The organism is Paenibacillus psychroresistens, assembly GCF_009728935.1.
Taxonomy (GTDB): domain Bacteria; phylum Bacillota; class Bacilli; order Paenibacillales; family NBRC-103111; genus Paenibacillus_AC; species Paenibacillus_AC psychroresistens.
This window is the reverse complement of record NZ_CP034235.1, coordinates 6765542-6792528: the sequence shown is the minus strand read 5'-3', so window position 1 is coordinate 6792528 and position 26987 is coordinate 6765542. Positions and strand designations below refer to the sequence as shown.

The 26987-nt window shown below is 39.3% G+C and carries 27 protein-coding genes and 1 pseudogene; 21 read left to right on the top strand and 7 right to left on the bottom strand.

The annotated features are described in order from the left end of the window. Positions 1 to 100 precede the first annotated feature (100 nt). Entirely contained in the window at positions 101 to 1213 is a 1113-nt protein-coding gene (locus EHS13_RS30635; protein WP_162463326.1) for a low temperature requirement protein A, read from the top strand. 2 nt (positions 1214 to 1215) lie between these two features. Here the strand turns inward: EHS13_RS30635 and EHS13_RS30630 are convergent, their stop codons facing one another. Continuing rightward, positions 1216 to 1749, bottom strand: coding sequence for an NADPH-dependent FMN reductase (locus EHS13_RS30630; protein ID WP_155704009.1), 534 nt, complete (start codon positions 1747 to 1749; stop codon positions 1216 to 1218). Positions 1750 to 2111: 362 nt separating this feature from the next. On the opposite strand from EHS13_RS30630, the gene EHS13_RS30625 reads away from it, so the two are divergent. Then, complete coding sequence (locus EHS13_RS30625) at positions 2112 to 3590, top strand: Lsa family ABC-F type ribosomal protection protein (protein ID WP_155704008.1); 1479 nt, start codon at positions 2112 to 2114, stop codon at positions 3588 to 3590. A gap of 29 nt (positions 3591 to 3619) precedes the next feature. On the opposite strand, the gene pdxR is transcribed toward EHS13_RS30625, so the two are convergent. Continuing rightward, entirely contained in the window at positions 3620 to 5050 is a 1431-nt protein-coding gene (pdxR, locus tag EHS13_RS30620) for a MocR-like pyridoxine biosynthesis transcription factor PdxR (protein ID WP_155704007.1), read from the bottom strand. A 147-nt stretch (positions 5051 to 5197) separates the two neighbouring features. Between pdxR and EHS13_RS30615 the strand changes: the two genes are divergently transcribed. Together EHS13_RS30615 and EHS13_RS30610 are read left to right on the top strand one after the other, a co-directional pair. Next, entirely contained in the window at positions 5198 to 5374 is a 177-nt protein-coding gene (locus EHS13_RS30615) for a hypothetical protein (protein ID WP_155704006.1), read from the top strand. A gap of 79 nt (positions 5375 to 5453) precedes the next feature. Then, positions 5454 to 5855: pseudogene (locus EHS13_RS30610) on the top strand (amino acid kinase family protein); the annotation flags it as partial. A 7-nt stretch (positions 5856 to 5862) separates the two neighbouring features. Here EHS13_RS30610 and EHS13_RS30605 read toward each other — a convergent pair. Then, positions 5863 to 6900 (bottom strand): aldo/keto reductase, encoded by a 1038-nt coding sequence (locus EHS13_RS30605; protein WP_155704004.1) that lies wholly within the window; start codon positions 6898 to 6900, stop codon positions 5863 to 5865. Positions 6901 to 7334: 434 nt separating this feature from the next. On the opposite strand from EHS13_RS30605, the gene EHS13_RS30600 reads away from it, so the two are divergent. From EHS13_RS30600 to EHS13_RS30585, 4 genes are all read left to right on the top strand, one after another. Continuing rightward, positions 7335 to 7919, top strand: coding sequence for a TetR/AcrR family transcriptional regulator (locus EHS13_RS30600; protein ID WP_155704003.1), 585 nt, complete (start codon positions 7335 to 7337; stop codon positions 7917 to 7919). A 189-nt stretch (positions 7920 to 8108) separates the two neighbouring features. Then, the gene (locus EHS13_RS30595) at positions 8109 to 9086 is read left to right on the top strand and encodes a hypothetical protein (RefSeq protein WP_155704002.1); all 978 of its coding nucleotides are present in this window, start codon (positions 8109 to 8111) and stop codon (positions 9084 to 9086) included. A gap of 240 nt (positions 9087 to 9326) precedes the next feature. Next, positions 9327 to 10640, top strand: coding sequence for a serine hydrolase domain-containing protein (locus EHS13_RS30590; RefSeq protein ID WP_155704001.1), 1314 nt, complete (start codon positions 9327 to 9329; stop codon positions 10638 to 10640). A 2-nt stretch (positions 10641 to 10642) separates the two neighbouring features. Continuing rightward, positions 10643 to 11656 carry a phosphotransferase enzyme family protein gene (locus EHS13_RS30585; RefSeq protein ID WP_155704000.1) on the top strand — a complete coding sequence of 338 codons (1014 nt, stop codon included), beginning with the start codon at positions 10643 to 10645 and terminating at the stop codon, positions 11654 to 11656. A gap of 72 nt (positions 11657 to 11728) precedes the next feature. Here EHS13_RS30585 and EHS13_RS30580 read toward each other — a convergent pair whose 3' ends face one another. Then, complete coding sequence (locus tag EHS13_RS30580) at positions 11729 to 12841, bottom strand: ATP-binding protein (RefSeq protein WP_227013602.1); 1113 nt, start codon at positions 12839 to 12841, stop codon at positions 11729 to 11731. A gap of 177 nt (positions 12842 to 13018) precedes the next feature. Between EHS13_RS30580 and EHS13_RS30575 the strand changes: the two genes are divergently transcribed. Then, a complete protein-coding gene (locus EHS13_RS30575; protein ID WP_155703999.1) occupies positions 13019 to 13693 on the top strand; it encodes a YhfM domain-containing protein in 675 nt (224 codons plus the stop codon). Positions 13694 to 13701: 8 nt separating this feature from the next. Here EHS13_RS30575 and EHS13_RS30570 read toward each other — a convergent pair whose 3' ends face one another. Further along, a complete protein-coding gene (locus EHS13_RS30570; protein ID WP_155703998.1) occupies positions 13702 to 14472 on the bottom strand; it encodes an alpha/beta hydrolase in 771 nt (256 codons plus the stop codon). 165 nt (positions 14473 to 14637) lie between these two features. On the opposite strand from EHS13_RS30570, the gene EHS13_RS30565 reads away from it, so the two are divergent. The 6 genes from EHS13_RS30565 to EHS13_RS30540 all read left to right on the top strand — a co-directional run bounded on the left by EHS13_RS30565 (position 14638) and on the right by EHS13_RS30540 (position 18849). Beyond that, a complete protein-coding gene (locus tag EHS13_RS30565) occupies positions 14638 to 15378 on the top strand; it encodes a hypothetical protein (protein WP_155703997.1) in 741 nt (246 codons plus the stop codon). Between the two features lie 154 nt (positions 15379 to 15532). Further along, positions 15533 to 15958, top strand: a complete 426-nt coding sequence (locus EHS13_RS30560; protein WP_155703996.1) for an Rrf2 family transcriptional regulator — start codon at positions 15533 to 15535, stop codon at positions 15956 to 15958. 98 nt (positions 15959 to 16056) lie between these two features. Continuing rightward, on the top strand, positions 16057 to 16374 hold the full coding sequence (gene trxA, locus EHS13_RS30555) for a thioredoxin (RefSeq protein WP_155703995.1): 318 nt from the start codon (positions 16057 to 16059) through the stop codon (positions 16372 to 16374). Positions 16375 to 16428: 54 nt separating this feature from the next. Then, the gene (locus tag EHS13_RS30550) at positions 16429 to 16776 is read left to right on the top strand and encodes an IDEAL domain-containing protein (RefSeq protein ID WP_155703994.1); all 348 of its coding nucleotides are present in this window, start codon (positions 16429 to 16431) and stop codon (positions 16774 to 16776) included. 152 nt (positions 16777 to 16928) lie between these two features. Beyond that, entirely contained in the window at positions 16929 to 17783 is an 855-nt protein-coding gene (locus EHS13_RS30545) for a hypothetical protein (protein WP_155703993.1), read from the top strand. 64 nt (positions 17784 to 17847) lie between these two features. Further along, the gene (locus EHS13_RS30540) at positions 17848 to 18849 is read left to right on the top strand and encodes an aldose 1-epimerase (protein WP_155703992.1); all 1002 of its coding nucleotides are present in this window, start codon (positions 17848 to 17850) and stop codon (positions 18847 to 18849) included. Between the two features lie 87 nt (positions 18850 to 18936). On the opposite strand, the gene EHS13_RS30535 is transcribed toward EHS13_RS30540, so the two are convergent. Beyond that, on the bottom strand, positions 18937 to 19671 hold the full coding sequence (locus EHS13_RS30535; RefSeq protein WP_155703991.1) for an EcsC family protein: 735 nt from the start codon (positions 19669 to 19671) through the stop codon (positions 18937 to 18939). 61 nt (positions 19672 to 19732) lie between these two features. On the opposite strand from EHS13_RS30535, the gene EHS13_RS30530 reads away from it, so the two are divergent. Genes EHS13_RS30530 through EHS13_RS30510 form a run of 5 tightly spaced genes read left to right on the top strand, consistent with a single transcriptional unit; the run spans position 19733 to position 24161 of the window. Further along, positions 19733 to 20656 (top strand): SRPBCC family protein, encoded by a 924-nt coding sequence (locus EHS13_RS30530; RefSeq protein WP_155703990.1) that lies wholly within the window; start codon positions 19733 to 19735, stop codon positions 20654 to 20656. Beyond that, on the top strand, positions 20656 to 21096 hold the full coding sequence (locus tag EHS13_RS30525) for a luciferase domain-containing protein (protein WP_155703989.1): 441 nt from the start codon (positions 20656 to 20658) through the stop codon (positions 21094 to 21096). The genes EHS13_RS30530 and EHS13_RS30525 overlap by 1 nt, the downstream gene beginning before the upstream one ends. A 19-nt stretch (positions 21097 to 21115) precedes the next feature. Next, positions 21116 to 22462: a sensor histidine kinase gene (locus EHS13_RS30520; protein ID WP_155703988.1), complete on the top strand. Its 1347-nt coding sequence runs from the start codon at positions 21116 to 21118 to the stop codon at positions 22460 to 22462. Then, positions 22449 to 23135: a response regulator transcription factor gene (locus EHS13_RS30515; protein WP_155703987.1), complete on the top strand. Its 687-nt coding sequence runs from the start codon at positions 22449 to 22451 to the stop codon at positions 23133 to 23135. Before EHS13_RS30520 ends, EHS13_RS30515 begins: the two co-directional genes overlap by 14 nt. A 9-nt stretch (positions 23136 to 23144) precedes the next feature. Beyond that, a complete protein-coding gene (locus tag EHS13_RS30510) occupies positions 23145 to 24161 on the top strand; it encodes an HD-GYP domain-containing protein (RefSeq protein WP_155703986.1) in 1017 nt (338 codons plus the stop codon). A gap of 56 nt (positions 24162 to 24217) precedes the next feature. Here the strand turns inward: EHS13_RS30510 and EHS13_RS30505 are convergent, their stop codons facing one another. Then, positions 24218 to 25585 (bottom strand): dicarboxylate/amino acid:cation symporter, encoded by a 1368-nt coding sequence (locus tag EHS13_RS30505; RefSeq protein ID WP_193571457.1) that lies wholly within the window; start codon positions 25583 to 25585, stop codon positions 24218 to 24220. 453 nt (positions 25586 to 26038) lie between these two features. On the opposite strand from EHS13_RS30505, the gene EHS13_RS30500 reads away from it, so the two are divergent. Beyond that, entirely contained in the window at positions 26039 to 26899 is an 861-nt protein-coding gene (locus tag EHS13_RS30500) for a hypothetical protein (protein ID WP_155703985.1), read from the top strand. Positions 26900 to 26987 lie beyond the last annotated feature (88 nt).

The following is a 26987-nucleotide window of genomic DNA, read 5'->3' as shown; positions in this document are numbered from 1 at the left end:
GTTTCCAAATTTACATGGTTAAAAAGGATGATCTCATAGAAGGTTTTTTGTTATTATAGAGACTATAAACGTATACGAGGATTTGGAAGGAGAATCAAGCTTGAGCAATCATAAGAAGGTTACATGGTTGGAATTATTCTATGATTTGATCTATGTGGTAGCGGTCTCGATTACAATTCATGTGCTGGGGCATTCACACGAAGGTCACGTTTCTTGGGATGAGATTATTAAATATCCCTTAATCTTTTTCCCTTTATGGTGGGCTTGGACGGGGTTCACTGTATATGTTAATCGGTATGGTGAAGATAATACCCATCAGCGGTTAGTGTATATTGTGCAGATGCTGTTCGTTATTCTCATGTCAGCTAGCATTAGCACCAATTTTAATGCGAATTATTTACCTTTTTTGATTGGCTATGTTGGCATAAGATTGACTACGGTTTATATGTATGGACGGGTTTGGTTAAAGCGGCACCATTCATCTGCCATATCAAGCTATCTAGCAAAAGGTTTTTTTATCGGAGCGTTAATCAGCTTTAGCTCGGTCTTCTTTCCAGGCGATTGGAAATTTATTGTCTTATATTTGGGTATTTTAATTGATATTTTACTCCCTTTATTAGGAAGGCGGATTCTAAAAAAACATCCCGTACAGAATCATCATTTACTAGAACGATTTGGACTGATTACGATTATTCTATTAGGGGAATGTATTCTGAATATTGTGACTACGGTTCGCGAAGTTCCTATTACAACAGAAGTTGTCGTCGCAGGATTACTTGGCTTTATCCTTGCGGTTTCAATTTGGTGGCATTATTTCGAGTCTTCGGAGGAGACAGTAGGAGAAAATTGCAATGGACCTGGGCACGCGATTATTTATGGTCATCTATTTGTTTATATGTCTCTTGGAATATTGGCTAATGTTATCCGTTATGGGATTAATCACGAGCTGGAGCTTCGACAATATGCAGAGTTTGCGATGGCAGGTGTTGTTCTCTATTTGGTTGCTACTGGTTTTATATTTAATGTCCATAGTAAAGGTGGGCTTAACCCGAAAAAGAAATGGTTGTTTTTCTATATAGCAAGTGTATTAATAGTTTCCTCATGCCTATTAATTCTACCTAATGTAATAAGCGTTCTGTCAGGCACAGTCGTGCTAATTGTTGGTTATACCGTTTATTCTCGTTTGCGTTTCCGCAAGCTTAATAACTCATAGGACTATGCTAATTTCGCTGCCATCCTGAGAAAATATTGCAGTGTTGTATGCACACGTTCTTTAACCTTTAACTGCTCAGGCGCACCATCTTCTGTAAAGCCGTGCTGGCCGGAACCGATTGAAATCCATTCGGGGCAATTGATGCCATGTACATTGCGGATTATGGTTTGCAGCTGTGTGAGCGAGCTCATGCCGACAAGTCCACCTGCCGAGCTAACAGATAACACCACTTTGGAGTCAAAATGGGCAAAGCCCAAATGATCTAAAGCATTTTTAAGCACTCCAGAAATCGAGCCATGATAGTCTGGGGTACTGAGAATGATCGCATGCGATTGCAGCATAATAGCTTTCAGTTCAATTAAATGTAAATCTGTATTTAAGCTAGTGTCCGGACTATAGAAAGGAATTGGTTTTTCATACAAATCGAAGAAGGCAACTTCATGTCCATTTGAGACAAGTTGTTGTTCGATATAACGGGATAGTTTTGTGCTCGTAGCATGTTTACGATTGCTTCCGGCTACTAGGGTTATTTTCATCAGAGCTTCACTCCTTAATATATTAGTTACTTAACATAATATACAATGAAGTATAAAAAGTGGCAATCAAACTTTGTTGAAATTATAAAATAGGTATGATAAGATGCTTTTAATAATTTGATTGGAGTTGAAGAGGATAATGTGATTTTTCTTGCTGATTTTATAAAATAATAAAACAATTTAAGGCGATATTTTTTTCGTGTGTTTTATTCTTTATATGCAAGAAAGTTACTCATTCTTTTCACTCAATCAATATATCCAAATCTTACTCCATAGCGGGGTGGATTTTCTGTATTTATTTGAGCTACAAGAAAGTAACTTTCTTGTAGCTTTTATATTTTTTCATACAGGAGGATAATATCATGTCATTAATAAATGTTACAAACCTGACTTTTGCCTACGAAGGCAGTTACGATAACATATTCGAAAACGCAAGCTTTCAAATAGATACGGATTGGAAATTAGGATTCTCGGGAAGAAACGGTAGAGGTAAGACAACATTTCTCAACTTGTTGCTTGGTAAATATGAATACAGCGGAAATATTTCGGCTAATGTCAGCTTTGAATATTTCCCCTTCCATGTCGAAAACAAGAAAAATAATACGCTTGATGTAATCAGCGACAGTTTTCCGGACTATATTCACTGGGAATTAATGCGTGAGCTTTCATTGCTAAAGGTTTCTGAGGATGTTTTATATCGGCCCTTTGATTCCTTGTCCAACGGAGAGCAAACGAAAATATTGCTGGCTACATTATTTCTTAAGGAAAATAGCTTCCTGCTAATTGATGAACCAACCAATCATCTCGATAGGAATGGCAGAAAACTTGTCAGTGATTATCTCAAAACCAAAAGTGGGTTTATTCTGGTATCTCACGACAGAGCGTTTCTTGATAACTGTGTAGACCATATCCTTTCAATCAATAAGACTAATATAGAAATTCAAAAAGGTAATTTCTCAAGCTGGTGGGAAAATAAAGCGAGACAAGATAACTTTGAGCTTGCAGAGAACGAAAAACTTAGAAAAGACATTAAACGCTTATCGGATTCTGCTAAACGGACGGGCAATTGGTCACACGAAGTGGAAAAAACAAAAAACGGAACCAGAAATTCCGGTTCTAAGGTGGATAAAGGCTATATTGGCCACAAGGCTGCTAAAATGATGAAGCGCTCTAAATCCATTGAGCAAAGACAGCAATCTGCAATTAATGAAAAGTCTAAACTCCTTAAAAATATCGAAAACTCGGACAGCTTAGAGATTTCGCAGCTTGCTTTTCATAAAAACCAACTTGCCGAACTTAATAATATTTCGATTTTTTACGGTGAGAGGATGGTTTGTGCAGATATAAGTTTTACTATTGAACAAGGTGAGCGAATTTCTCTATCGGGTAAAAACGGCTCTGGTAAATCAAGTATCATCAAACTTATTTGTGGAGAGGATATAAGCTATACAGGCACCTTCAGGAAAGATAGTCAGTTGCAAATATCCTACGTATCACAGGACACCTCCCATCTTCAAGGCAATTTATCGGACTATGCTGCAGAAAACGGGATTGATGAAAGTCTGTTTAAATCTATTCTAAGAAAGCTTGATTTTTCTAGGGATCAGTTTGAAAAGGATATTTCAGCCTATAGCGGAGGGCAAAAGAAGAAAGTACTGATTGCAAAAAGCCTTAGTGAGAACGTTCATTTGCATATTTGGGATGAACCGCTTAATTTTATTGATATTATTTCTCGCATGCAAATTGAAGAGTTGCTGCTGGAATACTCGCCAACCCTTATTTTTGTGGAGCATGACAGTGAATTTTGTGAAAATATTGCTACGAAGACGATTGAACTCTAATGTTATTTTGTAAGGTCAATTGTGAGTTGTCATTGCCATGCTTCTTGCAGCAAGCTAATGCCTTCCTCGAGTTCATTGTCAGTCAGCTTACCAAAGCCCAAGAGGATTCGAGGCGCCGATAGTTCATTGGGTGTTATCGAGTATTGAGAAACGGAATAAATTTTAACGCCTTTTTTCGCTGCTCTGTTTATTAGCTCTGATTCGGAGAATCCATTAAGGACCTCTAATACGATATGCAACCCAGAGTCTTGCCCAATTACTTTTACGCTATCTCCTAAATATTTGGTGATTACGGAAAGTAGAAAAACATGTTTCTTCTGATATATCTTTTTCATTCTGCGCAGGTGCTTCTCCCACCAGCCTTCTAACATAAAACGCTCCAATGTATAGGTATGGATAATAGAAGCTGTTGGTTCAAGTGAAGCCTTAATGAGGTCGAATTTTTTCAGTAAATGCTCAGGAAGTACCATATAGCTGATTCGAATAGCTGACAAAAGGGACTTGGAGAAAGTGCCCAAATAGATTACACGGCCGTTTGTATCCAAGCCTTGAAGTGATGGAATAGGACGGCCGTGATACCTGAATTCACTATCATAATCGTCTTCTATGATTAATCCTTCCGTTTCAATTGCCCATTGAAGAAGCTTCAAGCGTTTTTGAATAGGAAGTATCATACCGAGCGGAAACTGGTGTGATGGAGTTACGAATACGAGCTTTGCTTCGGATTGCTTAAGTAATTCTAGGTTGATTCCATCCTCATCAAGATGGATAGGCAGCATATTAAAGTTAAGCTGAGCAAAGACTGACTTAGCACCATTATAGCCAGGCTCTTCGACAGCGATCGATTGTTCTTCTGACCCCAAGAGCCGACACAATAACATCAGCAGGTGCTGACTTCCGGCTCCTACAATAATTTGTTCCGCAGAACACTGAACTCCGCGCGATTGTCGCAAATATTTAGCCAATTGGTTGCGGAGGCCAAGTTCTCCCTGAGGGTCTCCATAATACGATAAGTGGTAGCGTTCCACATCCTGCATGGTTTGGTAGCTGAGTCGGTTCCAAACAGTAAGTGGGAAATAACGCAAATCAATCGTACCATTCTTAAAATCGCAGCGAGTTTCTGTGGTTTGAGGAATGGTTTTTTTGGGTTCGGTTACCATTTTTCGTATGCTTGAACGCTTGACCTTATCTTTCGCTAAGGAGAATTCCTCCTCAAGTTCAACAACATACAACCCACTTCGCGGTCTACTCTCGACATACCCTTCCGCAATCAATTGCATATAAGCGGCTTCTACTGTATTGCGGCTTATATGCAGATGTTCCGATAAGCGACGAATAGCGGGCAGGCGAGTTCCAGCAGGAATATGCTTGCTTTTGATTTCTTGTTGAAAGTAGCGATATAACTGCACGTAATAAGGGACATTCCCTTCCACATCTATACTAAGGGTAATTTCTATCATATAAGCCTCCTATTCTAATGATTTAATAGTGCAACTGACCCCATTATAAATGTATAAATTGGTTCTAACAAGAGGGGGCAGAATCGATTAAATTGGTAATAAGAAGTAAAAAGATTAGAAAAACTGAAATATATTGGAGGGGTTGGAATGAACGGTAATCATTATGAAATGGAGCAAGAAATGAAAAGAAGACAGCTCAACATCGAACGGAGCGGTAGGCAAGAGTGGAAGTTTCATGAGGAGATCATTGGGGGAAACAAAGCTACAAAAGGCAGAATAAGATTTCCATTCTTGAGTGGCTTGCTGCAGATGTTAAAAAAATGATCGGATTATTACTGCTAGCAGGCTCGTCCTGAGTCTGATATCAAGCTTTTCAAAACTAATAGACTTATAATAGTCCGTTATTAGATTAAGAGCGATTCATCATTTGGAAAAAGGTTATATTGTCATATTCGCTGGTGGGAATGGACAGCCCTATGTCACAACAGACTATCCGTCGGTACAAAGGGCTATCGAGGTCAATTGCCAAGCGATTCTAGTAGCTAAACAAGGTGTGGATGGGGTATATAATAAAGACCCTAAGCTTGAAAAAGAGGCCAAGCGGTACCAGTCACTTCATTACAACGATGTGATAAAAGATGGGTTAATGGTTATGGATCAATCGGCCTTCATACTCGCCAGAGATTATCATATGCCAATTCATGTTTTTGACTTCGATAAGCCAGATTCGATGAAGGGGATTTTTGAAGGCTTGAATATAGGTACTCTAATAAGCAGCAAGTCTAAATTAGAATTCAGTAAATAATGGAACATTAATTCCGGCGTCTACTAGCAGCTGCTAACCAATTTGGCTCCCAGCCTCGCTCTAAATCGTCTAATATTTTACCAGGTGGAACAATTTGATCAATAGCATCCAGTAAGTCAGAGCTCAATTGAATGTTAATACCTTTTAACGATTCTTGAATCTGATTCAAGGTGCGTGGCCCAATTATTGTAGATGTAATGGAAGGGTGTGCTTGGGTGAATGCAACAGCCATATGGGCTAGAGTCATCCCAGCCTCTGCTGCAACCTCTTGCAAACGGTCAATGATTTCGAATTTTACACGATTTTCTTCGCGGGATGGATCTACAACATTTCCTAGGACACTTCCTTTAAAGCGTGCAGCACGAGAATCAGACGAAGCGGTTTGGCCCTTGGAATATTTACCAGTAAGCAATCCTCCCGAAAGTGGGCTCCAGACAAGAACACTCATGCCGTATTTTCTGGTTGCTTCAAGAACGTCCAATTCAATGCCTCGATTGAGAATAGAATATGGCGGTTGCTCGCTAGAGAAACGTGCAAGATTGCGGCTTTCGCTTACCGATTGGGCTTCGGCGATTTGCCAAGCCTGGAAGGTGGAGGAACCAATATAGCGAATTTTTCCTTCCTTAATTAGATCCGTTAATACTCCAAGCGTTTCCTCGATATCGGTTTGCGGATCTGGACGATGAAGCTGATAGAGGTCAATATAGTCTGTTTGCAAGCGACGCAGGCTATTCTCGACTTCGCGTCTAATCCACAATCGTGAATTTCCGCTTTGATTCAGCCCCGTTCCCATAGACATGCCAACCTTGGAAGCGAGTATAACGGAATCGCGTCTACCTTTTAATGCTTTCCCAACAATTTCTTCTGACCCCCCCGCGGAATAAACATCAGCTGTATCGATAAAATTGATGCCTGCTTCAATAGCAGTATCAACGATTTGAATGCATTCTTCTTCGTTATTATTACCCCATGATCCAAATGCTCCTGTGCCTAAGCAATAATTGCTTACCTTCATTCCAGTACGTCCTAGAAAACGATATTCCATTATAATAAGCTCCTTGTTTTATATTTTTTGACTGTAAAGAACAGAATTGTGTGAATTTCCAGTAGTTTTCCCTTGTTTCGATATTTTATTTTTACATGATAAAATAAGTTTCTTAGATTGTTTTATTGGCTGATAGCAGCAACTCCTCTTCTGATTTTTTTCACTATACCTTTTTTAAGAATGGTCAGTCAAGTATTATTTTTTTTGAATTTGGAACGATCATAGAAAGAGAATCAAGATTTTATGAGGTTTTAGCTAGTTTTTTCTAGTTTAATTTCGCTAATTAAATATAAAGACTTACCACTTATAATAATGTGTATTGGATTATTTTTTTGATTTTCTTTATTATTAATTGACTAATCATTCTCTTACTAGTATAGTGCAACATAGGAAGTATTCTTTATTTTAGTAAGTTGTTTAGGAGGCAAAGCATCATGGGAAGACCAAGAGAATTTGATCAAGAGATGGTACTTGATAAAGCAACGGAGCTGTTTTGGTCAAAGGGTTATGAACGGACCTCCATTCAGGATCTCACTGAGCATACAGGTGTTCACAGAGGAAGCATATATGATACATTCGGCGATAAGAATGCCTTGTTTTTAAGCTGTTTGGATCGTTTTCGTCTTAACAGTAAGAAGCATCTGTTCTATATTCTGGATGAACCGGGTATTCCAAAGGTGATTTTGGAACGTTTTTTTGAAAAAGTGATCGATGGAGCAATGAGTGATTCTTGGCAGCGAAAAGGATGTCTTATGGCTAATACAGCTACAGAGCTTGCTCCGATTGATTCAAATGTCGCTAGCCGTGTTGAAGCATATAGTCTTGATATGGAAAACATGTTTTATAGCTTCTTGCTAAGGGCACAAAAGGATGGAAACCTCAAGAGCAAGCATAACCTTCGTGAGTTATCTAGATTTCTTGTGAATACTAGGCAGGGCCTGTATGTGATGTCGAAGACGGCCGGGGACAGTAAGATTTTGAAGGATGCAGTTAAGGTAGCTTTGTCGGTGCTTTCATAAGATATATCCATATAAATGGTAAGGCCTAAGCTAATATTAGGTCTTTTTTTTCTGCTGTAATTTAAGGTAATATTCCTAATGACAATTGGCTCACAAGATGAGATGATAAAAGCGGATTTCAATATTTTGAAAAGCTCTGGATGCGATTAGGTGCAAGTATATTTTTCATAGATAAAAAGGAGTGGAGTAATGCCTGCAACTAGTCGTTTTAGTAAAACCCTCATCCTTTTATTAGTCCTATTAATACTCATCGCTAGTTCAGTGCTTGCTCAACCGGTAAATGCTGCTGAGCCGCCGCCTATGAAAAAAATTCTCATATTGAATGCCCAAACTCCTGAATTTCCTATTCATACTATCTTCACGAAAGCAGTTAAAGATGAAATGCTTCGGCTTGGCTATACCAATATAGAGTATTATTCGGAATATCTGGAGCTTAATCTTTATCAAACTGAGCCTAATTATATCGATAGTCTGAGTCAGCTTCTGAAACAAAAGTATACGACTAATAAACCTGACGTGATTATGGTCAATGGCGTTTATGGAGCCCCATTTATGATCCAATACGGCAAACAATTATTTCCAGGAGTGCCCGTAGTGATCACCTCAAATGATTTTGAAGGTTTTTCCGATATGCAGCTGCCTGCTGATTATAGCGGAATATCCGGAATCATGGATTTATCCAAATCTATTCAATTGATTCTAAACAACCATTCTGGCACTAAAAAAATAGATATTATCATAGGCGCATCAGAGATTGAAGTGAAATTAATGGCTACTTTTAAAAAAAAAGCTAACTTCTATTCGGATAAAGTTACTTTTGAATACTTGAATGAACTTTCTTTTCCGCAAATACTGGAGACCGTACATAACACAGATCCACATACAGCTATACTGGTTCTTTACATTTATAAAGATGCGGCTGGAACTAATTTCGTTCCCTCAAAAGCGTCTCGCGAAGTTACCCAAAGTGCTAATGCTCCTGTTTATGGGATCTATGAGCCTTATTTAGGTGTAGGCATTGTTGGCGGGAATTTATTAAGCTTCGCCGTGCTAGGTAAGAAGGCAGCCGCGCAGGCGATTGATTTTCTTGCGGGCAATCGGACTTACGATAAGATAATTGAAAAAGTTCCAGCTAGTGCAGCGGCTCATTCAAACTTCGGGTTATAAAGAGTAATAATTAGGGAGCTTATCTTGAGTTGAGACTGGAATTTTTAATTATACTTAATTTCTGACTGTACGGAGGGTAAGGTGCCTGATATATTTTACCAAGGAGATATTCGAAAGGGGAATTTATACTCTATGCCTGCTAACCAATAATGGTAAACGACTAAAATAACTAATTTTTTAATCCTCACTTGATCAAGGGATTAGTCTGTCTGTGATTGCCATTATAGGAGGAACAATTAAATGAATACTAATATAAACAATAAAGTTGAAGAATATATGGATGCTTATGCGGCATGCGGTTATTTTAACGGTAGTGTGCTTGTAGCTTATAAGGGAAGTATTCTGCTCAGTAAAGGCTACGGATTAGCGAACATAGAATGTCACACTCCGAACAGCCCACAAACGAAATTCCGGATTGCCTCGCTTACCAAAGCGTTCACATCTATGGCTATCATGCAATTAGAGGAAAAGGGATTTCTCCAGGTTAGTGACCCCTTAAGTAAATACATTCCCGACTATCCATTAGGAGAGCAGATTACGCTGCATCATTTATTGACACATAGCTCAGGAATTACGAACTACACAAGCTTTCCCCATTTTGATCATAAAATTAGGCCGTTTATCTGGACATTAGAAAATTTGATCGATGAATTTAAACATTATCCATTGGAGTTCAATCCGGGAGAAAGCCAAGCTTATTGTAATTCGGGCTATATTTTATTGAGCTTCATCATCGAACAAATCTCGGGACAGACTTACTCAGATTATTTAAGAGACTATATTTTTAGGCCGCTTGGCATGAAAGACTCTGGAGTTGATCTCGGTAGAAAAATAGTCCTAAATCGCGCTGATGGCTACAATTTGGATAAAGAGTTTATTCATACCGTAGTCAATAATATGTCCTCCATGGTTGGTGCAGGTGGAGTTTATACAACAGTAGAAGATCTCTACTTATGGGATCGGGCTCTATATACGGACGCACTGGTTAATAAAGAAACGCTGCAACGCATATTTACTCCTTATTTCGCTTCTTACGGCGGTTATGGCTGGGACGTTTCACACTTTGATATTCACGATCAACCGAAAAAACGGATGGCGCATTATGGCGATGTTGAAGGGTTTGTCTCCTATTTTACTAGGTATGTCGAGGATGATCTTACTGTGATTGTTTTGAGTAATACAATGATTGCACCTGTCCAAGAAATTAATAATACACTGGCCAAAATTGTTTTTGGATATGAGATCTCCGCGCCTATAATCCCTGCGTTCATTGAGGATCCGAATAAGCATGAATATGCGAGGGAGTATGCTAGGGAAGGTGCGGAAAGTGAAAAGATTAATTTAACCTTTGAGGAGGATAATCTTTATTTATCTTCGAATGGTACGGATAGATATCCTGTTAATCCTGTTCATAGGCATGATCATGCGATTGATTATATCGCCGAATATATGAATGAACGACTTACTTTCTTGTTAAATGACTGCAATAAAGTGACTCAAGTTATCTATACTAATGCCAATGGCGACGCTAATTTGTATGGACGGAGTGTTTAAATATGCTGCCGCAAATACAAGTTTTGTATAATGATGAAATTCTAGCTTGGTTTTTAGAGCGATATGAGATAGACGAGAAAACGGTCCGCTTAATCGGTGATTCCGACAGCTATGTATACGAATTTAACAGAGAAGATAAACTCTACATTCTGAAAATAACGCATAGTTTTAGACGGACACAAGAGTATTTGTTGGGAGAGATAGATTGGCTAAATTATTTGGTGGATCAAGGTGTGTCGGCTGCTAGAGCAGTTGCTTCGATACATGGGAATTTGGTAGAAGTTCTTGAGGGAGAGAGTGGATATTTCCTCTCATCTATCTATGAGAAAGCTCCTGGAAGTGCTACGAAAGAAACGGATTGGAATGATCAGTTATTCGAAGAATGGGGTAGAGCTTTAGGCAAGCTGCATGCTGTATCTAAAAAGTATATTTTGAACAATGAAGCTTGGCGTCTAAATGATTGGCATGAAGAAGAATACTTAAACGTAAACAAATACATTCCTCCAAATGAGAGTGAGGTCATTCAAAAATCAAATGCCTTAATCACTAAATTGCAAAATATACCGAAAACACAGGACAACTATGGATTAATCCATGCCGATCTACAAAGTCATAACTTTAATTTGGCGGATAAGCAAATTGTAATGTTTGATTTTGATGAGGTTTCCTATAACTATTATGTTCATGATGTGGCAGTCGTTCTATTTCAGGCTTATTGGAGACCACTAAAGGAGCCCGTTGATAAACACGCTTTTGTTGAGGGATTTTTAAATAGTTTTTTAAAAGGATACAACGAAGAGAATCATTTTCAAGCGGTGTGGTTTACCTATCTTGCCGATTTTCTGAAAATCAGGCATCTTACCTTTTACATCTGCTTTTTGCAGGTTTGTGATCTGAATTCACTGAATGAAGCTGAGACAGCGGAAAGTGAGCTTGCAAAAAGAGTTATTACAGCAGAGTGGCCGATTGTGGACTTTGACTTTGTTGAATATTGTGAACGGAGATTAGCGCAATAATTTGTTTGATTAATGCCGAAGGCTCTCTTTAATTAGAGAGCCTTTTTGATTGCTTGTGTAGTTTTTTTTCGGCTAATCAAGGATATTGATTTTTAACTTTGGATAGCTGATGCCCAGCCCAATTAGATGTTTACTTAATACCTCTTTATCAAAGCTTGAATTAAAAATATCCTGATCTGGCATGAAGGTAACGCTGGTACCTGTCTCTTTTGTTACACCCGTTACTAGCAGCTCACTTTGTGGAATCCCGTGTTTGAAGGTTTGGTGGAACACCTTGCCCTCGCGACGTACCTCAATAGATAGTTTATACGAGAGTGCGTTGACCACAGCCATATTAATACCTTTCAATTCACCCGGAGCCACTACGGATGCGCTGGAGTTATAATGTCCCAGCTCAGTAAGAACGGTTTGAACTGGAGTCTTAGTGGAATTTGGCAAAGCTTGAATTGGAATTCCTCGTCCATTATCGGCAACTGTTATACTTAGTTCACCTTGGATGATTAGGTTAATCTCCGTACAATAGCCTGCTTGATGTTCAATAATGCTGTTCTCAAGCACAGCCCATAGAAGATGGTGAGGATCGTGCGCGCCTTGGTTTGTTCCTAGATAAGCTGCTGCATTATTACGGGTTTCGGTTAATTCAATATAATCGCTTGTATCAAGCAGATCTGAGCTTGCAGCAAGCAGCAGAAGGAACGGCAGTGAACGATGAGAGGGTATAGAATATTTGCCTCCGCGATCCTCTTGGACTAATAGATCAGCACCTAACAAAGCTTTAGTATGATGATAGAGCTGTCCAGTAGTACCCATGTTTAATTGCTCGACAATTTCAGGTCCGGTAAGGGGTTTCTGGAGAACGGCGGTTAAGATATCCAGGCGTTGTTTATTCCCGAGAGCAGCCAACACTTTGGCTGCTTTATCACTATCAAGGCCAAGTAGTTGACTAACATTTCTTTGTTGAGGGTCCCATCTGAAGCCGTTTGTCCCTCGATATTGACCCGAGTAAAAAATAGTGCCCATTTCATTTTCAATTTTGTTGTCGATGCTTTCATCTTTTGAATCTTCAGGCTTAGATGGTTTCTGTAAGTAGCGTGCACTAACAAAATGATTAAAAAGTTGTTTGAGCTCACTCATCTCTTTCTTAAGAAAATCCAGCTCGACACCGTAATCCCTTGAAGTTGTCAAAATACCACTCCTTATAATTTATTTAAAAACGTAATTACGTAATATAATAAATTATAACATGGGGTCTATTGAGTGTAAAGTGAAACAAGCAACATTTAGCACTCTTTGGACGTTTAACTATTAATCAGAAAATTTTTCCAGTATTAACATATTGAAATAGAAAAGGGGTTTATAAATATGAAAAAATCTCCGCTAATGATGTGCATTATTATGCTGTTTGGGCTAGTGGTTGGATGTGAAAGGGCAGGGAATGAGGAGATAGATGAACAGGTTGTCCAGCGTGTTAGTATTGCGAAGTCTCTGGCGCATGGTTCAGTAAATCCTGCTTTATTGGCGGAGTATACGAATGAACAGACTATCGAGAAATTTACCAATGCCGAAAAAACGGCAAACAAAATTCAGGGGATTCTGAATACGTCTACCCCGAATTTTGATATGACCTTCATCTTAAAGGATGAAAAAAAGAGCTTTCATTTATGGCTTAGCGAGAAAAGCGAACTAGGAATGATCATGAAAGTAAATGACACCTCTACCGGTTATTCACTCACGAAAGAATCAACAGCTGAATTGTTAAAAATCATCAATGAGAGCGTACAATTTCGAACTATTGCCTGGGCAGCTGTTGAGGAAAGTCAAAAACCTCATGTGACTGGTAACTGGGAAGAAGCATTGGTTTCTACAATAATTTTTACCGATCAATGGCTAATTCCTAATAAAGATCTTAGTAAGTTTAAGAATCAAGAATTGGTAACCGTTAATTTCTCAACAGATCAGGATGGATTACTAGGTCCAATCGTTGTCGTGATCAATCCTGTTACTAATGAAGTAGTCGGATTCTATCCACGATATTAATGCATTCGTTACTTCTTCAAAGGCAGCCATTTCAGCACGTTCTGAATATGCTCATCCCAGAATGCCCAGGAGTGATCACCAGGTCCCTCTGTATATTTCAAGCTTAGGTCTAAGGTTTCGACAGATTCACGAAACTGTTTATTATCCTCGTATAGGAAGTCTTCTGTTCCGCAAATTTGGTACAATAATGGCTTAAGCTGGTCTGACTTTGCCAGTCTTTCTGCTACAGCTATTAAATCACTGTTGCTTCCTTTAACAGTCGCGCGGTCCTTATAAATGAGTTCAGCATCCGCAAGACTCAGATCGAAAACATTCTCTGCTATAAGAGCACCGGATAAACTTGCCGCCGCAGCATATTGCTCAGGGTGATTCAATGCCAGCTTAAATGCTCCAAAGCCGCCCATAGAAAGACCTGCGACAAAGTTGTCCTCACGTTTTTCGGATAAGGGAAAGAAAGATCGCGCAATCGCAGGCAGTTCCTCACTTATGAATGTCCAAAACTTCATCCCATTAGCCATGTCTGCATAAAAGCTGCGGTGCACGGATGGCATAACCACCGCAATTCCTAGCTCAGAAGCATATCGTTCAATTGAAGTACGACGCATCCAAATGGAATGATCATCCGAAAGTCCGTGAAGTAAATAAAGCGTGGGATGTTTAGTGGCAATAACGTTTCCTGCCATGCCAATTTGGGTCGTAGTTTGCTGGGGGAGAATGACGGACATGGAAGTTGAAAGCCCTAATGCTTCTGAGTAAAAGCTACACTGAATAAATGCCATTGTTAATACTCCTTCAATTCATATTGTGGTTTTCTCATAGTATACCAGATTCAGCCAATCTTCAGCATTCCCTCAGATATAATTCAATTTGGAGTGGTATAAGAAGATGAGAGCTTGAGCCATCATTCGAATGAATATCTAACAGAGAAAAAGGAGTAGCTGTAAATGAAAGTATCAAGTAGTATTTCAGTTAGCAATCAGTATCTGTCTTCGACATCGACACAGAAAGTACACCACAAACATTCTACTAGCAATAGTGCAAAAACTCAGGATACTGTGGAGCTTAGTGCAGAAGCTAAAGCGAAGTATGCCGAAACTCAAGGTAATCTGAGCAGTGATTTTGATCCGACTACAGAGCTTTCTGCAGCAGATCAAAAAGAATTGTTATCTCAGCTGAAGTCAGATCTTAGTAGTTCAACAGAAGATGACGACATGCCAGCTGAATTGAAGGCTGCAATTGCAAGTGTGCAGACTGACCTATCGTCGGTTGGCCTGGAAACGGCTTCCGATGCAGACATCTCTGCTCTATTGACTAAAGTGATTGCTACTTTTGAAGCAGCTAAAACTTCAGACAGCGAAGCAAGTGGAAGTGGAAGACCTATTGGAGGACCAGGAGGACCACCGCCACCACCAGGTGGCGGTGCGGGCAAAAGCTCAGCTTCTAGTGACGACTCCGATACTATTCAATCTCTTCTCGATGTATTAACAGACGAGGAAGATACGAACGGTGATGGCGTTGTAGATGAAAAAGACGAGCAAACAACGGCTAGCAAAGCCGCTACAGAATTAAAGAGTAAATTAACAGACTGGCTAGCTGGCGATAAAACAACAACGGTAGGTAGCTATGATTCCCTTGTTCAGCAGCTAAGCTATATAGATTCAAATCAAGAAGAGTCTGCCTCATAAAATTGATCGTTTATACTTAAGCTCTCATTAGAATCGTATTCGTTTTAGTTCATCCGGCCGATGCTAAACACGAATGCGATTTCTCTAAAATCCCTCTTGACTTAGTTAACTGTAACAATTATAATAACAGTATGAAGTCGAGGAGGTAGCAGCAATGAATAGTGAATTTACAATCGCAGTTCATAGCCTAGTCTTGTTAGCTTACCATCCAGGTAAGATGGCTTCCAGTGATTATATTGCCCAGAACGTCGCTACCCATCCTGCAAGAGTACGCAAAGTAATGGGACTTCTGAAAAAAAGTGGATACGTGACTTCAAAAGAAGGTGTTGGCGGTGGATTTATTCTTCAAGCAGATCCGGACTCTGTAACTTTAGGTGAGATTTATCGGCTTACTTCCGAAGGATCTTTGCAGCCCAATTGGTGCTCAGGTGACACGAATATGCCATGCGTAGTTGCATCCAATATTGAAGAGGTAATGGCCAAAGTATTCTGTGATGCAGAACAGCATTTAACTTTATATTTTGATCAATTAACTATCTCTAATGTACTGAAGGAATTAAAAACCACGCAAACGAAATAACGATTAGGTTATTTTTTTATATAAACTGTTACAATTATTGTATCAGTTATATAAATTTTCACATAGATCCCATACAAAATATAAGGAGAGTGCATATTATGTCATTAGTAACCGTAACTGATAATACCTTTAAACAAACCGTTGAAGAAGGCAATCTGGTCTTAGTTGATTTCTGGGCACCTTGGTGTGGTCCTTGTAAAATGATCGCTCCGATTCTAGACCAGTTGGATAAAGAGTCTGCCGGCGCTGTAACAATTGCTAAATTAAACGTAGACGATAATCCTCAATCAGCTAGCCAATATGGTGTAATGAGTATTCCAACTCTAAAGCTCTTTAAAGATGGCAAAGAAGTAGAAACTATTGTTGGTTTGCAGCCTTTAGAAAACTTAAAGAAATTGATTCAAAAACATGCATAAGGTTTAAACTGTAATAATAAGGATAACAATTAATTTAGAGAAGAGGTGATTCCTATGCAAGGGTTAGTTAAGGATCGATTCAAAGAAGGCGATTGGGTCAGTGGGAAAACGGTCAATGATGAGAAATTTCATGGTTATATCGAAGGGCTTAATATCTTAAAAGGCACAGTTAGAGTGAAAATAACTGCCTGTGATAATGAAAGCTCAATTGGTCGAACCGCAGAATGTTTTACAGCAACATTGGAGTCTTTGCCGGTAGATATATTAAACCAACAAGGACATCTCTTCAATTTAATTGATATATCCTTGAGCGTAAGAGATGAAGCTTGGTTTATGGAATTAACTTCGCAGCTTAAAGACGTGCAATTACCTAAAATTAAGAAGCTTCAAACAAGTATTTAATACATTCATATAGCATTGCCAAAAGCCCATGATTCTCATACAAGAATCTTGGGTTTTTTGGTGTCTCTGTACATAAAGTAAAGGACAAATGTATTTTATGTCGAATTTATAATACTAGTCATTGTGGAAATAAGTGTGAAGGGGTTTTGAAGTTGAAGATAGTTTCGTATTTATTATTGACCATTTTTACTGCTCTGTTAATTATTTTGATTCCCATCGCTACCGTTTTATTTTCGGCAAACACCACTTTCTTAAAGCCTTATAATACTGAAAAATATTTAGCGGATAGCGGGATTTATGGGTATTTTGAGCAAAAGCTCCGCAACAATTTCGTTAATGAGGATGTTAAAGTCAAACAAACCGCTCTTGAAAAGCTGCAAGACAAATTAGTTGGCCAAGCATTTGATGCCATTGTAACGGATGAATTAGTTTCAAACAAAATGAGTCTAGTGCAAACCGGTTTATGGGATTATTTCACGGATAAAACAGACACAGTTTTAGGCATTCCGATTGCAGAGGTATCTACTATTACAGAAAAATTTCCTACTCTAAAAATAGGAGACCACGCAGATATTAACACTATGATTGGCCTTAAAACGGATAAAATGGAAAAGTATAAAACATACTACTCCTTATACTCTAAAGGAATCTGGGGACTATATGCGCTCATTTTCATTTTGGTGGGAATTTGTGCTTTGTTAACCTACGTCTTGAATATCACTGGTAAATGGCTTGGCGCTTCGATAGTGATTGGAGGCGCAATCGCTTTGTTCTTATGGGTTCCAACTATAATAGCTTCAGAGATGGTAAGTGATACATCAGCATCAGACAGCCTGCGCAATGGAATGTTTGGACTGTTTAAAAGTGCTAGGCATGATTTCTTACAGTGCTTAACCATTATCTCGGTCGTTGTTATTGCTTTGGGGATTGTAACAACATTTATGAGAAAAAGATTGCGAGAAGAGGAAGCTCCACAAGAAAATAATGATGTAATTACGATTCTTTAGCTTTTCAACGTAATTTGGATAAAGTATAATTGGGAATTATGAGTTTTGAAAAGGAGTATATAACATGAATAATCAAGCATATGCAGGAGAATATCAAGGTGAAAAGGCTATTTGGCTGCGTTCAGGCCATTATGAGGCAGCTTTATTGCCTGAAATTGGTGGGAATCTAGTAGCTTTCCGGGATACCACTAGGGGATTTAATATACTTCGCGAGCCTAGCTTAGATGAGATGGCTGGTTTTAAAGCAGTACCTATGGTTCATGGGATTCCGATTCTGTTTCCTCCGAATCGTTACCATGACGGAAAATTTTCATTGAATGGGCTGAACTATGAATTTCCAGTGAATGAGGCCAAAACAGGCAACCATTTGCATGGTTTCTTCTACAATATTCCATGGGAAGTAAGCGATTTTGGAACAAACGATTCAGAAAGCTATGTGATCATTGAACAGAATGTGGATGAAAAACACTCCGCTTATCCATATTTTCCTCATACTTTCCACTTTTCAATAAGATATGCTTTAAGTGAAGCGGGCTTGCGGCAAGAAGTAAGCATCACCAATCTTGGAGAGGCGGCTATGCCTTGTATGCTAGGGTTTCATACAGCGTTCAATGCACCTTTTGCTCCTAATAGCACGCAGGAAGACATCACATTTACAATGACAATTGGTGAACGTTGGGAGTTGGACAGCCGAATGCTGCCCACTGGCAGTTATCAACCCTTAGTCGCTGGTGAGCTGGCTATGAAGAGTGGTGGAGTATCGCCGTATTTCGCAGGAATGGATAATCATTATACAGCGCAGCCGCAGAATGGGATTAATGCCATAATCATTACGGATGCGAAGGAAAAATTGAAGCTAGTTTACGATGTAGGTACTGGGTATAAGCAATGGATGATCTGGAATAATGAAGCAAACGGCAGATACTTTTGTCCAGAGCCGCAAATTAATACGGTAAATGCACCTAATTTGGATTTACCAGCTGAACAAATTGGCTTAGTGCTGCTAGCACAAGGGGAAAGCTGGAATGAAACCAGCAAAATCTTTATTGAAAGCGTAGTAGGTTAAGAATAAGTTTTATTCTAAAAAGCCACATCGTTAGGGAGAGATAATCCCAAACGATGTGGCTAATGTAATGTAGCATCCAATCTTTGACTAAGCTAGCTCAGCTAATCGACGAATTTGATAACAGTGCAAGCTTACCTCACCTAGATCCTCCACAATACTATAATTCGCTAAAGCTCCAGCCACAGCACCAATACCTGGTATCATCTGCAGCAATTTACGGAAGTCGATCGAGTCTCGATATTCCTTCTGAAAGGTTTCCCAATCAAAGGATTGATAATAATCTTTGTCAGATATCCACTTAACTTTATGCTCATCCCAATTTTGAATAGTGTGTAAGAGCTGTTCGCGTTGGTCTGGATTGGTGAAGGCCATTTGGAACACAGTGAGAATAAAAATACGTTCCGAAAATTCATTCGTGTTATAACCATAAACATGAGCGAGCTCAAACAATAGCTTAAGCTTAATGGCAATAAGCGCTGGGAAATCCACAATATTGAGTAGTATCCCGCCAGCTCCAGTCCCAGCACCTTCTGCTGTAGCAATTTTCTGATATAGAGATAGTGTTTCATGAGCCTTCTTATCTGATTCTTCTAAAGTAAGCCCTAGCTGAACCTTGCCTTTAGGCGTGTATTCAGCACCAAACAACGTCGTGCGAACAATTGCTTTGACTGCAGCTGTGATGGCGTTATGCACTTTTTGCGGGATCCATGTATTGATTTTGGTACTGATTTTTTTGGAGGTTTTCTCGAAAAAGCCAGGAGGCTTAAGAAAAACGGGAATCCAATTTATAATTTGTTGCTTAATAATATTCTCATAGCTCAAGAATCCGCACGCCCTTTCATTTCATTCATTTAACTATTATACGTAAAGCAGGAGTGAGCGGATGCAAAATCCTAAATTATATTTGTGGTATGGGTTTCTAGCCTCTAACTTATTCGCGTACTTAATGATAGTATTGACTCGAGAATTAGTCTTGAAACAAGAGGGTACGGCGGGAATTATCACTACCGCTGATTTTATATTTTTACCAATATTAATGGGGATCATCTGCGCTTATTTCTGGAAGGATTTAGGATTGAGAACCAGCGGCAGATTAATTTATACCACCTATAATTTTATATTTGTTTTATTCGTAAGTGCTAAATTTATGGGTGAGGGTATCATCTGTTTAATCATCGTATCTCCATTGCTTATTGCCTTTATGATGCTAGGAGTCTGGATAGGCAAGGTTATGTTTGAGAAGGGCAAGAGGACATTGAATATTGGGATTGTATCCATATTATTTCTTGTGATCCTAGTGGATCCACTGACTCAGCACAACAATCAGCACATGGTGACAGATACGATGCTAATAAAAGCTTCACCTCAGCAAATTTGGGAGCATGTCGTTGCGTTTAAACCGATTGAAGCGAAGTCGAAATATTGGTTATTCTCAATAGGTATGCCACAGCCGATGGAATCCACAGTAGATGCCTATGCTCTTGGGGCTAATCGCAAATGTATATTCTCTAATGGAATGGTATTTGATGAGAAGATTACTGTGTTTGAGCCGAATGTTAATTTGACTTTTACGATCGTTAAACAACCAGAGGACCCAGAAATTATGGGACATATTCAAATTCAAGAAGGACAATTTCTGTTGCACGATAATGGGGATGGGACTACAACTCTAACAGGCAACAGCCGTTATGAGCTGTATGTGTATCCAGCATGGTATTATAATATTTGGGCCAAAAGCATTACGCGGAATGTACATTTAAGAGCTATGGAGCATATTAAAAAATTGAGTGAAGCGGCCGCTTCCTAATGTTTAAGTTTGTTGTAAGGCGGTTGGCTTTTCTTAAATATGTTCCTTTGCTTCCTCAGGTTTTTGATCTGTTATTTAAAATGTGGAATGGGTTGTTTCGTCCTCAGTTGAATGATTGGAACGATCAAATTGAAGCTGAAATCCTGCAAATACCTGGCATCGAGCTTTCTTTGCATAAATATGGAGGCACTCAGTTCAATTATTGTACTAAGGAATTAGGTCACCTGCACAGCAATGGATTACTGGATATTCTTACTTCGAAAGCCGTAAAAGCTGCTTATCTAAGTAAGGGACTAGCTGAGAATCACCATGTTATGCCTCAGTCTGGTTGGGTAAGCTTCTACATAGGCTCCATAGAAGATCAACAGCAAGCCGTATTACTATTAAAAGAAGCCTATGAGCGAGCACGTAATTTAGAGATGAAGCGTAACTTACCATAAAGGAGAAAGGGGAAGAGGCATGCTATTCGTCTTAATTGCTTTATGGCTGATTGCTATCACATTATTGTTATCTGATGCCAGAAAAAGCTCTATCCGTTGGTTAAGCGGCGTAGCATGGTGCGGAGGCTTCGGCGCGTTATCAGCCGTGGCTGCTGATACTCTCATTCCTTATGCTGAGCTGCATGCGCAAAGTGAGGCCGTTCTCTCGTTACTTAACCATTTAAAAGCTTATTCATCGCTGATGCAGAATTATGGTTTGCCTTATTGCTTTGTAATGTTCGCTGTTAGCTATAATCCAATCGTTTCGGACCGATGGAAGAACCGTTTGTTGCTCATATTGCTGCTGCCTATTATGGCGATGTTTATTTTCACGACTAATTATCCAGTTCCCAAGACGATAGCTGCCTTTTGGGCAATACCTTATGTGCTGGTGGGCGCTTATATTGTACTTCGCAAGAAAGAAAAGCTGCCTTCCCTCCGTCAGAATCATAGGTTTACTAGTTTAGCGGTATTGCCAGCCGTGCTCTTGAGTACCCTTACAAATTATGTTATGCCGTTTTTTGGTATGAGTGAGATGTGGCGTTACAACACTTGGATTATCCTGTTTGCAGCTGTCGTATTTGTTGTAGCGATCTTTAATTATGGCTTTATGGGCATTCAGTTTATTATTCATAAACGGAAGATGGAGTTTACATTCCGGACCATTACCTCGGGTACGAGTATGCTAAATCATGCTATTAAAAATGATGTTGGTAAAATGAAGCTATATTGCGATAAAATAAAGACATATGCAGAAGAAAGCAATCAAAATGAGCTAGCGGCAGATGTGAAGGTCATTCTTTCGGCTACTAGGCATATTCAAGATATGATCCAACGTGTGCATCAGCAAACACAAGAAACAGAAATGCGGATGGAGCCTTGTAATCCAACGGATTTAATTGGGCAAATTATTGAGCAATCGCAGCCTTTGTTAAAGAATATCCATGTGAAAACGACCTATCGCAGTCAATGGCTTCTAGAGCTCGATCCGGTTCATATTACCGAGGTGATGAACAATCTGCTTGCTAATGCAGTTGATGCGATGCCTCAAGGCGGCGAATTGAAGATTCGATTATTTGAAACAAAAAAGCAAGTATTCATTCAAGTGAAAGACAGCGGAAGCGGGATTGAGAAACAGCATTTAAAGCTTGTGCTGGAGCCCTTTTTTACAACAAAGAATCGGATGAATTTCGGGTTAGGCTTAGCCTATTGTTATAATGTAATGAAAAAGCACCAAGGCAATCTTGAAATTGATAGTGAGGTTGGCAAAGGGACTTCGATTTATTTAAGCTTTCCCAAACGAAGGAGGAGCTATGGAAACTATTAAAGTACTCATAGTGGAGGATGATCCCGATTGGTTAAAGGGTCTATCAGCCTATCTAACCAAGCAGCCGGATCTTCAAATCATAGGTCAAGCCAGCAATGTCGAAGAAGCTTTACTGGCAATCGCTAAACTGGAGTTCGATGTCGTTCTAATGGACATTATGCTTGCTAATCAAGCTGAAGGAATATGGTTAACCTCAGAAGTTTGCCAAAAGTGCCAAGCACAGGTTATTATGCTAACATCAATGGAAGAGAAAGAATTAATTTTTGAAGCCTTTCAAGCGGGAGCAATTGACTACCAGATTAAGTCTGATTTCGAAAAACTGCCTCAAGCAATTCGCTCTGCAGCCAAAAAGCAAGCCCCGATTAACTCTACAGTGGCGGAGCAAATGCGAGCAGAATTTAGAAGGCTGAAGGTTTTGGAGAAATTCTATCAGGTAAAGGAAATTAAGAATATGATTACCCCTACTGAAATGGATATACTCGAGCATATTGACCAAGGCTTTACACAAACAGATATAGCCAAAAAATTTGTTATTTCCATTCATACAGTTAAAGTTCATGTAGGTAATGTCTTGCGGAAGCTAGGTGGACAGAGCAGTAAAGACTCTGCACGAAAGCTTCGTGACCTCGGAGTTTTTAAGAAGGAAGATTCACAGAATCCCAATCATAAATGAGGTGATTATATGAGAATGGTTTCAATCGATGAAGTGCGTGAAGGAGATCGGATTGGGATGAATGTATATTCGTCCGATGGCAGATTAGTTTTACGCAAGGGCATGGTGGTTACGGGGAAATTGATAGATGGATTTAAACGGCTGCATGTGGATGGGGTCTACATCGAAGATGAGCGGCTTAAGGATGTACAAATGGAAGATAGCTTTAGCGTGCGCTTTCGCATGCATGCTATAAGCTTGCTGAATAGTGCATTTGAAGAAGTTAGAGAAAGCAAAGGCTTTAATTGCAAAGCTTTACTAGAAACGAATAATGAAATGGTTCGCCATTTATTAGCTGAGCAGAACTCCTTACTTCAAATTAATCATATACGCATGCGAACTGGCTATTTACTGGATCACAGTATTAATGTTGCCATGCTTTCTGTGCTTACTGCCAAAGCAATAGGCGGGTACTCTATACAACAAATGCAAGCAATAGGAATTGGTGCTATGCTGCATGATATTGGTTATGCCTTACCTGGATTGGAGAATCCTTACATAGAACATCCCAAGGCAGGTCATGATTTATTAATTAAGCAGCAGGATATTCCTGTCATGTCAGCAGAATTGGTCCTGCAGCATCATGAGATGATTAATGCAGATGGGTTCCCGTATAACCTCAAAGGTAAGGAAGTTAAGGAAATGGCGCAAATTTGCGCAATAGCCAACGATTTTGATCATTATGTGAATGAAATCGATCACAATCGTTTGCCTCATGAAGGCATGGATTATGTGATGACTAAAGCAGGCGTCTCGTATGATGTTCATATCGTTCATGCTTTTATGAGAGCTATCGTGCCCTATCCAATCGGGACTGTGGTTCTATTAACGAATGGAATCACAGGTATTGTTATAGAGAATAACAAAGATTATGAGTCCAGACCCGTTATTCGCGAGCTGAATAAGGATCACGAAATTTCATTAATCAATCATCCTACTCTTTTTATTAAAGAAGTTGTATCTAGTCGAGATATTTTGTTTTCCTAAATATAAGAATTAGAAAAAGCAGTTAGGATATCCTAACTGCTTTTTCTGTACATTTATTATATTGCATTTGTTAAAAGTTCTTCATCTTCATTGCTATTGAAGGCTTCACGATCGAACTCGCCTTCAGAATTTGCAACGAGTAAAGCAGTAACGGCTGTACCCGTTGCATTAACAGCTGTACGAGCCATATCGATTAGCGCTTCTACCCCTGCAACAATCGCAATTCCTTCAAGCGGCAAGCCAAGTGCAGTTAATACAACAGTCGTCGAAATTACCGCAGGTCCAGGTACACCGGCTACACCAATCGATGAAATAACACTAACGAGTACCAGAACAATGTAATCTGTCCATGACAGAGTAATATTGAATACTTGTGCCGTGAAAACTGCGACAACAGCGGGCCATACGCCACCACACCCGTTAAAGTTGACGGATGCGCCTAGTGGAGCTACAAAGCTAGCTATCCTTGGTGAGACATGTAATCGTTTTGTGATAACTTCCAAGTTAATTGGTAGAGTTGCGTAACTGCTTCGTGTTGTGAAAGCAACTGCAACCGTAGGGTATATTTTACGAAAGAACTTAATAGGATTAACCTTCGCAACAAAAAACACTAGACCGCCAAACACGAGTATAAAGTGCAAGATCAATGCGATGTACGATGTAATAATTACACTACCTAATTCCTGTAAGGTTTCCCAGCCGTATCTAGCGGTAATACCAGCTATTAATGCGAAAACTCCATAGGGAGTTAGTCTAATGATGAACTTGACTACCTGATGAAGTACCAATGTAAGAGATTGAATAAGATTAAGCACAGGTTTTACTGCTTCAGCGTTCTTAGAGCCAACTTTTATAATCGCAACAGCGATGAAAATTGCAAAAATTAGTAGGGGGACAACTTTGCCGGTTGCGGCTTCATTAATGGGGTTAGATGGTACAAGAGCCAAGATAACCTCAGAGAATGTTGGGATTACACGTGCCTTGAAGTCTTCAGGTACTACTTGTTGAATTCCATGCCCAGGGTTGAACAATAAAGAAACTGAAAGTCCGATAATGGATGCGATAGCCGTAGTTCCGAGGAACCAAGCAAAGGTCTTGAATCCAATTTTACGTAAATAATCTAAGCTTGTCAGCGAAGCGATGCTGTTAAGTACAAGTACGAATACTAGGGGGATAACTAGCATTTGAATCAGACTAATATAGATTTTTCCGAAGGTGGTAATTCCTTTGGTATCGAGAGAGTCAAGATTCTGGAAGAGAATACCTACCAGCAACCCAATTCCTAACCCAATTATTACTCGTGTGCCAAAGCTGACCCGCTTGCGTGCCAAGAAGTAAAGCAAGGCAAAAACAAATACGGAAACGATGAAGCTGTACCAATTTGTTTCAATGGCAGACAGCAGGTTGTTATTAATTTCATTCATTTCTTTCAAAGCCTCCTAAACCTATTTTTTTTATGGGAATTTACTGATTTAATATACAGAGAACGAATAAAAGTGTCAATTAAATTTTAAGAAAATCTAATTCCGACAAAAACAATAGGAAAATAGTAAATAAACATTGACAAGGCAATCTATGTCGAATAAAATAAAATAAATGCAAATGACAAAATTTACATTTTATTGGATGAAATAAAAGATGATCAATCTACTGGACCACCAGAGATTCAATTAAAGCGTGATTTCACGCTTCGTTGGATCTTTTTTTATTGCCCAATATCTATATCAGTAAAGGGAGGAAATACAAGGGGAAATTAATAGCTTATATGAAACGAAAGACTTGAAAGTTGCATCATCATTGTCATTAGTAACAGAAGCGTAAGCAACAATAAGGTTTTTAATAATAAGCTCATTGGAGCGAAGGGATGTTTTATAACCATGATAAAACTAATTTCAACAAAACTTGCATTATCAATTGGAGCAGGAGTAATTGCATTTTCAGCTTTGACTTTTGTAGCTATTAATGGAAATACACAAAATGATTCAATTACTAAAGTGAATACAGTGAATGCATCAACAACTACTACCCAACAAGCTGTACAAGGAGATCAACCCGCAGTTATTACAACAGCAACAACACAGGTAAACCAACCAGCAGCAGTAGCAATAACTGAATCAACCCAAGTCAATCAAACGGTAACTACTGATGTAGCAGCAGTAACAGTAAACCAACCAGCAGCAGAAACGACTGTAGCTGTTCAAGAGAATCAACCGGCAGCGGCTACGACTGATGCTTCTACAGGTTCAAAAGCAACAAAACAAGCCAATCAATCATCAGGAATTACCAATGCAGCACTAAAAGTAAACCAACCAAAAGCAGAATCAGCAGCTCCACAGCTGAACGCCATTGCAACTACTTCAGTTGTTAATCAACCACAAACAAATGCTAGTGTTGCACAAGTGGAAGAACAGCCAGCAGCAAACAACAACACAGTCACAGAAGAAGTAACTCAAACTAAAAAGGTTTCATTCGCAGCAGCTCCAGTTCAACAACAGAGCACAACGGCCGCAACAACAGCTTCAGTTCAACAGCAACCTTCATCAAGTGGTTCAACTGCAGCAGTTCAGCAACAATCCACGTCTTCAGCTCCTGCAACTCAACAGCAATCAAGTGTAGCTGCACCAACACAGGCAGCAGCAACACCAGCTCCAGCGCCAGTTTCAACACCAGCGCCAGCAGCAGCTGTATCAGAACCAGCACCAGTGGCTTCATCGGGTGAAGAAGAAATTTGCCCATGATAAACTTATCACAACAAAACTTATTGCAACGTTAAGTATCGGTGTAATTAGCATTTCAGCCTTGACCTATATAACCTGAAGCAGAATC